At 66.1% G+C, this 13,027-nt stretch carries 13 protein-coding genes; 12 read left to right on the forward strand and 1 reads right to left on the reverse strand.

The features are described 5' to 3' along the window. The first annotated feature begins 89 nt into the window (after positions 1–89). The 12 genes from uvrA to BKA04_RS00810 all read left to right on the forward strand — a co-directional run bounded on the left by uvrA (position 90) and on the right by BKA04_RS00810 (position 12,222). Positions 90–2,972: an excinuclease ABC subunit UvrA gene (gene uvrA / locus BKA04_RS00755; RefSeq protein WP_232842051.1), complete on the forward strand. Its 2,883-nt coding sequence runs from the start codon at positions 90–92 to the stop codon at positions 2,970–2,972. Next, positions 2,969–4,933 carry an excinuclease ABC subunit UvrC gene (gene uvrC / locus BKA04_RS00760; protein ID WP_104094705.1) on the forward strand — a complete coding sequence of 655 codons (1,965 nt, stop codon included), beginning with the start codon at positions 2,969–2,971 and terminating at the stop codon, positions 4,931–4,933. The genes uvrA and uvrC overlap by 4 nt, the downstream gene beginning before the upstream one ends. A gap of 62 nt (positions 4,934–4,995) precedes the next feature. Beyond that, a complete protein-coding gene (rapZ, locus tag BKA04_RS00765) occupies positions 4,996–5,871 on the forward strand; it encodes an RNase adapter RapZ (RefSeq protein WP_104094706.1) in 876 nt (291 codons plus the stop codon). Positions 5,872–5,904: 33 nt separating this feature from the next. Next, entirely contained in the window at positions 5,905–6,882 is a 978-nt protein-coding gene (gene whiA, locus BKA04_RS00770) for a DNA-binding protein WhiA (RefSeq protein WP_104094707.1), read from the forward strand. Between the two features lie 121 nt (positions 6,883–7,003). Beyond that, positions 7,004–7,630 carry a superoxide dismutase gene (locus BKA04_RS00775; RefSeq protein WP_104094708.1) on the forward strand — a complete coding sequence of 209 codons (627 nt, stop codon included), beginning with the start codon at positions 7,004–7,006 and terminating at the stop codon, positions 7,628–7,630. Between the two features lie 34 nt (positions 7,631–7,664). Further along, a complete protein-coding gene (gap, locus tag BKA04_RS00780; protein WP_104094709.1) occupies positions 7,665–8,672 on the forward strand; it encodes a type I glyceraldehyde-3-phosphate dehydrogenase in 1,008 nt (335 codons plus the stop codon). A gap of 8 nt (positions 8,673–8,680) precedes the next feature. Next, positions 8,681–9,895, forward strand: coding sequence for a phosphoglycerate kinase (locus BKA04_RS00785; RefSeq protein WP_104094710.1), 1,215 nt, complete (start codon positions 8,681–8,683; stop codon positions 9,893–9,895). Next, positions 9,886–10,686 carry a triose-phosphate isomerase gene (gene tpiA / locus BKA04_RS00790; RefSeq protein ID WP_104094711.1) on the forward strand — a complete coding sequence of 267 codons (801 nt, stop codon included), beginning with the start codon at positions 9,886–9,888 and terminating at the stop codon, positions 10,684–10,686. The genes BKA04_RS00785 and tpiA overlap by 10 nt, the downstream gene beginning before the upstream one ends. A 72-nt stretch (positions 10,687–10,758) precedes the next feature. After that, a complete protein-coding gene (secG, locus tag BKA04_RS00795; protein WP_104094712.1) occupies positions 10,759–11,010 on the forward strand; it encodes a preprotein translocase subunit SecG in 252 nt (83 codons plus the stop codon). Positions 11,011–11,020: 10 nt separating this feature from the next. Next, the gene (locus tag BKA04_RS00800; protein WP_104094713.1) at positions 11,021–11,383 is read left to right on the forward strand and encodes an RNA polymerase-binding protein RbpA; all 363 of its coding nucleotides are present in this window, start codon (positions 11,021–11,023) and stop codon (positions 11,381–11,383) included. Positions 11,384–11,456: 73 nt separating this feature from the next. Beyond that, a complete protein-coding gene (locus tag BKA04_RS00805; RefSeq protein ID WP_416237008.1) occupies positions 11,457–11,816 on the forward strand; it encodes a helix-turn-helix transcriptional regulator in 360 nt (119 codons plus the stop codon). Between the two features lies 1 nt (position 11,817). Continuing rightward, on the forward strand, positions 11,818–12,222 hold the full coding sequence (locus BKA04_RS00810; protein ID WP_104094714.1) for a VOC family protein: 405 nt from the start codon (positions 11,818–11,820) through the stop codon (positions 12,220–12,222). A 28-nt stretch (positions 12,223–12,250) separates the two neighbouring features. On the opposite strand, the gene pgl is transcribed toward BKA04_RS00810, so the two are convergent. After that, a complete protein-coding gene (gene pgl, locus BKA04_RS00815; RefSeq protein WP_104094715.1) occupies positions 12,251–13,027 on the reverse strand; it encodes a 6-phosphogluconolactonase in 777 nt (258 codons plus the stop codon).

The following is a 13,027-nucleotide window of genomic DNA, read 5'->3' on the forward strand; positions in this document are numbered from 1 at the left end:
CTCTCGGCGGGAATGTCGGTGGCCTCGGTAGAATGGCAAGAGTGTCCGTCCCCCACCTGAGCGCCGTCGAGGATCTCGATGAGTCCACGATGATCGAAGCGATCTCCGCGCGGATTCCGGGTCACGATACCCTTCGCGTGCGTGGTGCGCGCGTCCACAACCTCAAGAACCTGGACCTGGAGATCCCGCGGGATTCCTTCGTCGTGTTCACCGGGCTGTCCGGATCGGGCAAGTCGAGCCTCGCCTTCGACACGATCTTCGCCGAGGGGCAGCGCCGCTACGTCGAGTCGCTCTCGGCCTACGCCCGCCAGTTCCTCGGACAGGTGGACCGCCCGGATGTCGATTTCATCGAGGGCTTGAGCCCCGCCGTGTCGATCGACCAGAAATCGACCAACAGGAACCCGCGGTCGACGGTCGGGACGATCACCGAGATCTACGACTACATGCGGCTCCTGTGGGCACGCATTGGCATCCCGCACTGCGCGGTGTGCGGTGAGCGCATCGAACGCCAGACCGTGCAGCAGATCGCCGACCAGCTCATGGGACTGGATGCCGGCACGAGGTACCAGGTCGTGAGTCCGGTCATCTCGCAGAAAAAGGGCGAGTTCGTCGACCTGTTCAAGGAGCTCGCGGCGAGCGGGTACTCGCGCGCTCTCGTCGACGGCGAGGCGATCCAGCTGAGCGCGCCCCCCACGCTCAAGAAGCAGTACAAGCACGACATCGCGGTCATCGTCGACCGCCTGGTGGCGGCGGATGACATCCTGAGCCGTCTCACCGATTCCCTCGAAACGGCCCTCCGCCTCACCGACGGCCTCGTCTCCATCAATTTCGTCGATGAGACGGGCGACGCCGCGTGGCGCAATTTCTCTGAGAAGCTGTCGTGCCCGAACGGGCATCCGGTGCAGCTCACCGAGATCGAGCCGAGAACGTTCTCGTTCAACGCGCCGTTCGGAGCGTGCCCGGAGTGCTCCGGGCTCGGCACGCGGATGTCGGTGGATTCGGAGCTCGTACTCGGCGACCCATCGCTGAGCCTGGCGAGCGGTGTCATCCTGCCATGGACTCAATCGGGAAAGGGTCTCTTCAACTATTTCCAAAGGCTGCTCGAAGGCCTTGCATCGGACCTCGGCTTCTCACTCGACACACCGTGGTCGGAGTTGCCGGATGAGGTTCACGACGCCGTGCTCCGGGGGAACGACTTCAAGGTGACGGTGAAGTGGAAGAACCGGTTCGGCCGGGAGCTCACTTACTCGACCGGGTTCGAGGGCGTCATGCCGTACATCGAGCGGAAGTACCAGGAGGCCGAGACCGATTCCGCTCGCCAGCGTTGGGCGAACTACCTGCGGGAGATCCCGTGTGCGGTGTGCCACGGCGCCAGGTTGCGGCCGGAGGTCCTCGCCGTGACGGTCGGCGATCGCAATATCGCCGAGGTGTCAGAGTTGAGCCTCGCGGAATCCTTCGCCTTCATGAGCGAGCTGGAGCTGTCGGCCCGCGAGGCGAAGATCGCCGCCGCCGTGCTCCGTGAGATCAGGGCGCGCCTCGAGTTCCTTCTGGAAGTGGGATTGAGCTATCTGAATCTCTCCCGCACCGCCGGCTCGCTCTCCGGCGGAGAGGCGCAGCGCATCCGGCTCGCGACGCAGATCGGCTCCGGTCTGACCGGAGTGCTCTACGTGCTCGATGAGCCGAGCATCGGTCTGCACCAGCGCGACAATCGGCGACTCATCGAGACGCTCGTGAAACTCCGTGACCTGGGCAACACCCTCATCGTCGTCGAGCACGACGAGGACACGATCCGGACGGCGGACTGGATCGTGGACATCGGCCCCGGCGCAGGCGAACACGGGGGAGAGGTGGTCCACTCCGGGAGCTACCAGGGACTCATCGAGAACACCGGGTCCATCACCGGCGACTACCTCGCCGGGCGCAGGTCGATCGCAACGCCGAAGAACCGTCGCCCCGTGGATCCCGAGCGGATTCTCACCGTGGAGGGCGCCCGCGCGAACAACCTGAAGAATGTGACGGTCGGATTCCCGCTCGGCACGTTCATCGCCGTCACCGGTGTGAGCGGGTCCGGCAAGTCCTCGCTCGTGAATGACATCCTGTATCGGGCCCTCGCGAACGAGCTGAACGGCGCGCGGCAGATCCCCGGCAGGCACACGCGCATCGTGGGCCTCGACAACCTCGACAAGGTCGTCCACGTCGACCAGGCTCCCATCGGCAGGACTCCGCGATCCAACCCGGCGACCTACACCGGTGTGTTCGATCGCATCCGAACCCTCTTCTCGGAGACGGCGGAGGCGAAGGCCCGCGGCTACCTTCCGGGCAGGTTCAGCTTCAACGTCAAGGGCGGGCGCTGCGAGAACTGTTCCGGCGACGGCACGATCACGATCGAGATGAACTTCCTGCCCGACGTGTATGTCGTGTGCGAGGTGTGCGGCGGGGCGCGCTACAACCGCGACACCCTCGCGGTGCACTACAAGGGCAAGAACATCGCCGAAGTCCTCGACATGCCGATCAGCGAAGCCGCCGAGTTCTTCGAGGCGATCACCGGCATCCACCGCTACCTGAAGACGCTCGAAGAGGTGGGCCTCGGTTACGTGCGGCTCGGCCAGAGCGCGACGACCCTGTCGGGAGGCGAGGCGCAGCGAGTCAAACTCGCGACAGAACTGCAGCGGCGGTCAATGGGACGCAGCATCTATGTTCTGGATGAACCCACGACCGGCCTGCACTTCGAGGATGTCCGTAAGCTTCTGCTCGTGCTGGGCGGTCTCGTGGAGAAGGGCAATACCGTCATCGTCATCGAGCACAACCTCGACGTGATCAAGTCTGCAGACTGGATCATCGACCTTGGTCCTGAGGGTGGGGCCGGCGGAGGCGAGGTGATTGCCGAGGGCACGCCCGAACAGCTCGCTCGATCCAAGACCAGCCACACCGGACGATTCCTGAAGGAAGCCCTCGCTCTCGAGCGCACATGACCACGACGGTGAGCTACCGGCCCAGGACAGGCGAGATTCCCACCTCACCTGGGGTTTATCGGTTCCGGGATGCCGCAGGACGGATCCTGTACGTCGGCAAGGCGAAGAACCTGCGCGCCCGACTCAGCAACTATTTCGCGCCGCTCTCGAGCCTGCACGAGCGCACGCGCCGCATGGTCACCACGGCGAACTCGGTCGAGTGGACCGTCGTGGGAAGCGAGTTCGAGGCGCTTCAGCTCGAGTTCAGCTGGATCAAGGAGTTCAACCCGCCGTTCAACGTTCAGTTCCGCGACGACAAGTCGTATCCCTACCTCGCGATCACCCTCGCCGACGATGTGCCGAGAGTGCTCATCACGCGCAACCGCTCGATCTCCGGCGCCCGCTATTTCGGCCCGTACACGAAGGTGTGGGCCATCCGGGAGACCCTCGACCTGCTGCTCAAGGTCTTCCCGATGCGGAGCTGTTCGGATGCCACCTATCGGCGCGCGGAGCAGACCGGCAGGCCGTGCCTGCTCGGTGAGATCGGCAAGTGCGCTGCGCCCTGCGTCGGCAGGATCAGCAAAGAGGACCACAAGTCGGTCGCGCTCGATCTGGCGTCCTTCATGTCGGGGAACGACGTGAAATTCACGGCCGACCTCACCCGTCGCATGAAGGAGGCGTCCGAGCGCTTCGACTACGAGTCCGCCGCGACCTACCGCGACCAGCTCGCGGCCATCGAGACCGTCCTGTCGAAGAACACCATCGTGCTCCCGGACACCGTCGACGCCGACCTCTTCGGTCTCGCCCACGACGAGCTCGCAGCGGCGATCCAGCTCTTCTCGGTGAGAGGAGGGCGCATCCGGGGGGTGCGAAGCTGGGTCGTCGACAAGGAACTGGACCTCGCGGAGCCGGAGCTCGTGGAGACCGTCGTCCACAATGCGTACCAGCAGTCGGCGGGGCGCGGCAGCGACGGCGAGAAGGCGATCACCCCGCCGAAGCTCGTCGTCGTCCCGACCCTTCCCGAGGACTCGGCCGAACTCGAGCGGCTGCTGTCCGAACTTCGTGCGGCGGGAGGGCACCGCGGGCGCGTGACGATGCGGGTCGCCCAGAGGGGCGACCTCGCCCAGCTCGCCGAAACGGTGAACCGCAATGCCCAGAGCGCCCTCGCCAGCTACAAGACGCGCAGGAGCGGTGACTTCGTCGCCCGCTCCCAGGCCCTGTCCGACATCCAGGAGGCATTGGGGATGGGGGATGCTCCACTGCGCATGGAATGCTTCGACGTGTCCCATCTCGGCGGTACCAATATCGTGGCGTCCATGGTCGTCTTCGAGGACGGCCTCCCGAGGAAGGACCAGTACCGTCGCTTCAGCATCCCGGAGTCTACGGACGACACGGAGTCGATCTACCAGACCCTCTCCCGCCGCCTTGCCCGTCTCGACGACGAGCGGTCTGCGAGGGATGAGAGGGACGAGAGGGACGTCGATGAAACGGAGGATGCCGCGCCGCGCAGGAGGTTCGCCTATCGGCCCAACCTGTTGATCGTGGACGGTGGCCAGCCGCAGGTCCAGGCGGCGGAACGTGCGCTTCGCGATGCGGGCATCCCGACGGACGGGCCGGGCAGCATCGCGCTGTGCGGCATCGCGAAACGGCTCGAGGAGATCTGGCTCCCGCACTCCGAATACCCGGTCATCCTGCCTCGCAACAGCGATGCTCTCTTCCTGTTCCAGCGCATCAGGGATGAAGCGCATCGCTTCGCGATCACCTACCAGAGGCTCAAGCGGAAGACGGATATCACCTCCGTGCTCACGGCGATTCCCGGTCTCGGTCCCGCGCGCGTTCGCGACCTGCTCCGTCACTTCGGCTCCGTCGCGCAATTGCGGAGAGCGAGCCCCGAGGCCATCGCCGAGGTGCGCGGAATCGGACCGACCATCGCGATCGCGATCCACGACCGGCTCGCACCGTCGGCATCCGGGGACGGATGAAGTCGGTAGGCTGTCATGCATCGGCGGACAGCGGCCGAGCCGAGTGAGGGCATGAACACGCAATGACAACGGATACTTCGCGACAGGAGGTGCTTGTCGTGACGGGAATGTCCGGTGCCGGCCGGTCGACCGTCGGGAACGCTCTCGAGGACCTCGGCTGGTATGTCGTCGACAACCTTCCGCCGCAGATGATCACCCCACTCGTGGAGCTGGCGACGAAGGCCGGCGACACGATTCCGAGGATCGCCGCGATCACCGACGTTCGCGGCGGCCGGCTGTTCGCAGACCTGCAGCAGACGATCGAGTCCCTCCGCTCTTCGTCCGCCCTGCGCGTGCTCTTCCTCGAGGCGACAGACGACGCCCTCGTGAGGCGCTTCGAACAGGTCCGCCGCCCGCATCCGCTCCAGGGTTCTGGAACGCTCCTCGACGGGATCGGCGCTGAACGCGCCCAGATGCTGGAGATTCGTGAATCGAGTGACATTGTCATCGACACCTCGGATCTCAACATCCACCAGCTCGCTACGAAGGTGTCCGAGATCTTCGCCGAGGAGGGAACACCCGGTGTCCGCGTGACTCTCGTGAGCTTCGGGTTCAAGTATGGGGTGCCCACCGACGCGGATCTGCTCGCGGACATGCGCTTCCTTCCGAACCCCTTCTGGGTGCCTGAGCTGCGCAACCTCAACGGACTCGATCCGCAGGTGAGCGAATTCGTGCTCAGCCAGGAGGGCGCGCGGGAATTCGTGGACGCCTACGCCTCCGCCCTGGAGCCGGTGCTGGCGGGTTACCAGCGAGAGAACAAGCGTCACGCGACGATCGCGATCGGCTGCACGGGGGGCAAGCACCGCTCCGTCGCCGCTGCCGAGACGCTCGCGACGATCATCCGCGGTTTCCCCGGCGTTGCTGTCAACGTGAAACATCGTGACCTCGGACGGGAATGATCATGCGCCTGGCACAGCGGAAAGGACCGATTCGTGGCATTGACTGGTGACGTCAAGGATGAACTCGCGAGATTCGATACGAGCAAGACCACGGTGAGAGCGGCCGAACTCGCCACCATCCTGAGGTTCTCGGGCGGCCTGCACCTCATCTCGGGGCGGATCGCGGTGGAATCCGAACTGGATTCAGCGGAGACCGCACAGCGGGTCAGGCGCGATCTCGTCGAACTGTACGGCGTCCGCAGCGAGCTCTCCGTCATGTCGGCATCGGGCGCCAGGCGGACGAGCCACTACCTCGTCCGGGTGCTCGACGGTGAGACGCTCGCGCGTCAGACCGGTCTGCTCGACGCCAGGCGCAGGCCGGTACGCGGCCTGCCCAATCGACTGACGACCGGCTCGCAGGAGGAGCTCGCCGCCATCTGGCGCGGCGCCTTCCTCGCTCGCGGCTCGTTGACCGACCCCGGCCGCTCCGCTGCGCTCGAAGTCACCTGCCCGGGAAACGAGTCGGCGATGGCGCTCGTCGGAGCCGCAGGCAGGCTGAAGGTCCAGGCGAAGGCGAGGGAGGTTCGCGGCGTCTATCGCGTCGTCGTCCGCGATGGCGAGGCCATCAGCGCGATGCTCGTCCACATGGGCGCGGCGCGCACCGTCCTCGCCTGGGAGGAACTCCGTCAGCGCCGCGAGGTCAGGGCGACGGCCAATCGGCTCGTCAACTTCGACGACGCGAACCTCCGGAGGAGCGCACAGGCCGCCGTCGCGGCGTGCGCACGCGTCGAGCGGGCCATGGAGATCCTGGACGGCAACGTCCCGGATCACCTGCGATACGCGGGCGAGCTGCGGCTTCGGTTCCGGGATGCGAGCCTCGATGAGCTGGGGCACCACGCGGATCCTCCCATGACGAAGGATGCCGTCGCCGGCAGGATCCGGCGCTTGCTCGCGATGGCGGACAAGGTCGCGATCGACAAGGGCATCCCCGGCACTGACGCGAACCTCCCGCCGGACTACGAGGATGCCTGACACCGACGTCGCCTGACACCGACGTCGCCTGGCATCGGGGTCGCCTGGCCCCGCGCCGGAAACCCCCGTGGCAGCCGGGATAGACTGGAGTGGTCAACAAACGCTAGGAGATTCACTCATCATGGCTGACTACACCCTCCCCGATCTGGGCTACGACTACGCAGCGCTCGAGCCGCACATCAGCGCGCGCATCATGGAACTGCACCACGACAAGCATCACAAGGCTTACGTCGACGGTGCGAACACGGCGCTGGCGAAGCTCGCGGAGGCTCGTGACGCGCAGGACTTCGCGAACATCAACAAGCTCGAGAAGGATCTCGCCTTCAATCTCGCAGGGCACGTCAACCACACGGTGTTCTGGACGAACCTCTCTCCGGACGGCGGCGGGACCCCTGAGGGCGAACTGAGCGCGGCGATCAACGACAACTTCGGCTCGTTCGACAAGTTCACGGCCCACTTCACGGCCGCGGCCGCGGGCATCCAGGGCTCCGGCTGGGGTGCGCTCGTCTGGGATTCCCTCGGGCAGAAGCTGCTCGTGCAGCAGTACTACGACCACCAGGGGAACTTCGCAACCGGAACGGTCCCGATCCTGCTCCTGGACATGTGGGAGCACGCATTTTACCTCGACTACGTGAATGTTAAGGCGGATTACATCAAGGCGTTCTGGAACATCGCGGACTGGGGTAACGTGGCCCAGCGCTTCAGTGCCGCGCGCGAGAAGACGTCTGGCCTGCTGGTACTGTCATAGCGGCCATCCAACACCACCCCCGAGGAGTCTCCTTTTGTCCGTGAAGATCGGTATCAACGGCTTCGGCCGGATCGGCCGCAACTATTTCCGTGCTGCACTCGCCAAGGGCAGCGACCTCGAGCTCGTCGCAGTCAACGACCTGGCGGACAACACCGCCCTGGCGACACTCCTGAAGTTCGATTCGGTGGGCGGCAGACTTGCCGAGAGCGTCGAGGTCGACGGTGACCGGATCATCGTCGACGGGAAGCCCATCATCGTCCTCGAGAAGCGGGATCCGGCCGAGCTTGGCTGGGGAGAGCTGGGCGTCGACATCGTCATCGAGTCGACCGGCCGCTTCACCAATGCGGAGGATGCGCGCAAGCACATCGACGCAGGGGCGAAGAAGGTCATCATCTCCGCACCCGCGAAGGGCGAGGATGCGACGTTCGTCATGGGCGTGAACGAGGGGGAGTACGACCCCGCCCGCCACGACATCATCTCGAACGCATCGTGCACGACGAACTGCCTCGCTCCTCTCGCCAAGGTGTTCATGGACAACTTCGGGATCGAACGCGGACTCATGACGACCGTCCACGCGTACACGGCCGACCAGAACCTGCAGGACGGGCCGCACAGCGACCTCCGTCGTGCGCGGGCGGCAGCCATCAACATCGTGCCGACGAGCACCGGTGCGGCGAAGGCCATCGGCCTCGTGCTGCCCGAGCTGGTAGGCAAGCTCGACGGCTACGCGCTTCGGGTACCGGTTCCCACCGGATCCATCACGGACCTCACGATCGAGACGCGTGCGGGTCTCACTGTCGACGACGTGAACGCTGCGTACCGGGCGGCTGCGAACGGCGCACTCAAGGGCCTCCTCAGCTACACCGACGATCCGATCGTCTCGAGTGACATCGTGGGCGACGCGCACTCGTGCATCTTCGACTCTGGGCTCACCAAGGTCATCGGCACGCAGGTGAAGGTCGCCGGCTGGTATGACAACGAGTGGGGCTACTCGAACCGTCTCGTCGACCTGACCGAGTACGTCGCCGCCCGTCTGGCCTGACCGCGTCGATGACGCTGCGAACGATCGAGTCGCTGGGGAAGCTCTCCGGCACGAGGGTTCTCGTCCGGTGCGATCTGAATGTCCCGCTGGATGGCGAGGTCATCACCGACGACGGTCGTATCCGTGCGTCGCTGCAGACCCTCAACGAACTCATCCACGCCGGGGCGCGCGTCGTCGTTCTGGCTCACCTCGGGAGGCCGGATGGGACGCCGGATGCGCAATACAGCCTCGCGCCCGTCGCCCAGCGTCTGAGCGAACTGCTGGGCAAGCCGGTCGTGTTCGCGAGCGACACCGTCGGCGCCGCAGCGAAGAGCGCGGTCGGCGAGCTCGATGACGGCGACATCGCTCTCGTGGAGAACCTGCGGTTCAACGCGGGGGAGACGTCAAAGTCCGCCGACGAGCGCCGTGACTTCGCGAAGAAGCTCGCGGAGCTCGGCGACGCATTCGTATCGGACGGTTTCGGCGTCGTCCATCGCGACCAGGCGAGCGTCGTCGCACTGGCGGAACTGGTTCCGAGCGCGGCCGGAAGACTGATCGAGGCGGAGCTCGGCGTGCTCGAGCGACTCACGACCGATCCTGCGACGCCGTACACGGTGGTTCTGGGCGGCTCGAAGGTCTCGGACAAGCTCGGTGTCATCGAGCACCTCCTTCCGCGCGTGACGTCGCTTCTCATCGGCGGGGGCATGATGTTCACGTTCCTCGCCGCACAGGGCCACCCGGTCGGAGCGAGCCTTCTCGAAGCGGACCAGCTCGACACCGTGCGCGGGTACCTCGAGAAGGCCAGGCAGCTCGGCGTCGACATCATCCTGCCCTCGGATGTCGTGGTCGCGTCCGGCTTCTCGGCCGACGCGGAGCACGTCGTCCGTCCGGTGGATGGGATCGAGGACACGCGCTGGGGGGCGAAGGGCATCGGCCTGGACATCGGTCCGGAGTCCGCAGGACGGTTCGCTGGCATCATCCGAGACTCCCACACGGTGTTCTGGAACGGACCCATGGGAGTGTTCGAGTTCCCGGAGTTCGCGGCAGGGACCCGTGCGGTCGGCGAGGCACTCACGAGCGTCGACGGGCTGTCCGTGGTCGGCGGCGGCGATTCAGCGTCGGCGGTGCGCACCCTGGGATTCAGCGACGACAGCTTTGGACACATATCAACGGGAGGCGGTGCGAGCCTCGAGTTCCTCGAGGGCAAACGCCTCCCCGGACTGGAGGTACTCGGATGGCCGTGACGCCGGAATCGAAGCGGACACCGCTCATCGCGGGAAACTGGAAGCTCAATCTCAACCACCTGCAGTCGATCGCGTTCGTGCAGAAGCTCGCCTGGAGCCTCCAGGACGCGAGACTCGACTTCCGCACGGTCGACGTGGCGGTGTTTCCGCCGTTCACCGACCTGAGGTCGGTGCAGTCCCTCATCGCGGCGGACCACTTCCCGATCCTCTTCGGCGCACAGGATCTCTCCGAGCACGACTCCGGCGCATACACGGGGGAGATCTCCGGTGCATTCCTGAAGGCGCTCGACTGCCGGTTCGTGATCGTCGGGCATTCGGAGCGTCGCGCGTACCACCACGAGACGGATGCGATCGTCGGGTCCAAGGCTGCGGCAGCGATCCGGCACGGTCTGGTTCCTGTCATCTGCGTCGGTGAGACGGCGGAGGACCTCGAGACCCGCGGTGCGAGCGCCGTGCCGGTCGAACAGCTGGGCGTCGCGCTGGAGGGGCTTCCCGAGGGCGCGGACTTCGTGGTCGCCTATGAGCCCGTCTGGGCGATCGGATCCGGCCGGGCTGCGACGCCGGAGCAGGCCGAGAGCGTCGCCGCACGGCTTCGCGAGGTCATCGAGGGCGCCATGGGGCCGGATGCCGCAGCGCGCACGCGCATCCTGTACGGCGGTTCTGTGAAGTCCGACAACATCGCGAGTTTCCTTCGTGAGCCCGATGTCGATGGAGCGCTCGTCGGCGGAGCGAGCCTCGTGGTCGAGGAGTTCGCGAAGATCGCGCGGTTCCAGAGTCACGTCGGCGTGTGAGCTGAATCGGCCCACGCCCCGCCGCCGGTTATACTGGTCAACGGCTACTGCCCCCAGAAAGGCAACCATCCCGTGGAAATTCTCCAGGTCATCCTGCAGGTCGTGCTCGGTATCACGAGCCTCCTGCTGACCCTGCTCATCCTGTTGCACAAGGGTCGCGGAGGCGGACTGTCCGACATGTTCGGAGGGGGAACCACATCGAACCTCGGCGCGTCCGGTGTCGCCGAACGCAACCTCAACCGTTTCACCGTGATCCTGGGACTCGTGTGGGTCTCCTGCATCATCGTTCTCGGCCTCATCACCAAGTTCCAGGCCGGCGTCTAAGGAGACAATCGTGGCATCTGGTGGCAGCGCAATCCGCGGATCCCGTGTGGGAGCCGGGCCCATGGGCGAGCAGGACAGGGGCTTCCACGCCGACCGGATCCAGGTCCTCTACTGGTGTGCCAACGGCCACGAACTGAAGCCGTACTTCCTCGCGACGATCGAGCCGGAGGAGATCCCCGAGCAGCTGGACTGCCCGAACTGCGGACTGCCGGCGGGGCGCGACAAGGAGAATCCTCCTTCGGTGGCCAAACTCGAGCCGTACAAGACGCACCTCGCCTACGTGAAGGAACGCCGCACGGAGCAGGAGGCCGCGACGCTCCTGCACGAGGCACTGGAACAACTGCGTGCCCGACGCGGGCGCACCTCGGCCTGAGTCTTCACCTCCCGCGATCATGACGGGCGTGGACATCGAAGAACTGGGTCGCCTCCGGCGCGCGAGAAGTCTCATGGACCGCGATTTCGCTCGGCCCCTCGACGTTCCGGCTCTCGCACGCAGCGCGTTCATGTCGACCGCTCATTTCAGCCGACGGTTTCGGGACGTGTACGGCGAAACACCATACTCCTATCTCATGATGCGGCGGATCGAGCGCGCCATGGCCCTGCTGAGGGGCGGCGAAATGAGCGTCACCGACGTCTGTCTTGCGGTGGGCGGCACGAGCCTGGGCTCGTTCAGTGCCCGGTTCGCCGAGGTGGTGGGGGAGTCCCCGAGCGCGTACCGCGGCCGCCTCCACGACGCGTCGACCGTCATCCCGAACTGTGCCGCGATGCAGCTGGGCAGGCCGCGCAGGCCGGTCGTAGCATGGTGAGATGACGGTATCCCTCAGCCATGTGCACGTGTTCGTCGATGATCCGGATGCTGCGCTGGAGTTCTATCGCGACACCCTGGGACTCGAGGTCCGCAATGAGGTGGAGAATGATGGGTTCCGGTGGATCACGCTCGTGACCTCGGACCAGCCGGAGATCGAGATCGTGCTGTCGCAGCCCCAGGCCGGGCGCTCGGCGGAGGACGGCGACCTGATGGCGGCTTTGCTGGCCAAGGGGGAGCTGCCCGGGCTCCTGTTCCGCACGGATGACCTCGACGGCACCTTCGAAAGGGTGCGTGCCGCGGGCAACGCGGAGATCCTCCAGGAGCCCGCGGACCAGTTCTGGGGCGTGCGGGATGCGGCGTTCCGCGACCCCTCGGGCAACATGGTGCGGATCAGCCAGGCCTGACCGGCAGCGCGCGATCGAACGATCGGCCTCAGGCGACCCCGCCGTCGGTGAGGAGGTCCTGCGGCACATCGGCAGCCGCTGTGCTGTCGACGAGAAAGACCGTGCGCAGGCGGCCTTCAGCGCCCGCTGCAGGCACTTCGGAGACGTTGGCGCCCGCCAGGGCGAGTCCGAGTGCCGTGGCCTTGTCCGTGCCGGAGAGGCACAACCAGACCCGATCGGCCGAATTGATGACGGGGAGTGTCAGGCTCAGGCGTTCGGGCGGCGGTTTCGGGGAGTTCCGCACCGGGATGACGGTCGCCTCGCGCTCCCGGATCTCCTCCCGGCCGGGGAACAAGGACGCGATGTGGGCATCCGGACCCACCCCGAGGAAGACGAGGTCGAAGGCCGGGTGACGCTCACCGTCGCCAGACGCGCGCGCGAGCTCGTCCGAGTACGCTCGCGCAGCCGCATCCAGATCGAGGGGGCCGTCGGAAGACGGGAAGCGATGGATGTTCGCCGGCGGGCACCCGATCCGATCCAGGAACGCCTCCCGGGCCTGTTCATCGTTGCGTTCCGCGTCGCCGGCGGGCAGCCAACGCTCGTCCCCCCACCACAGGTGCACCCGCTCCCAGTCGACCAGGGACACGCGCTCGGGGGAACCGAGCGCAGCGAGCACCGCGATACCGACCGTTCCGCCGGTGAGGACGATCGACGCCTCGTCGCGTGCGGCCAGGACCTCGGTCATGACGCCGACGAATCGATCGGCGATGCCGGCGATGAGCGACGCCCGGTCGTCGTAGACGAGAACACGCCGCTTCTCTGACAT

It is taken from the genome of Terrimesophilobacter mesophilus (assembly GCF_014200375.1).
GTDB lineage: Bacteria > Actinomycetota > Actinomycetes > Actinomycetales > Microbacteriaceae > Terrimesophilobacter > Terrimesophilobacter mesophilus.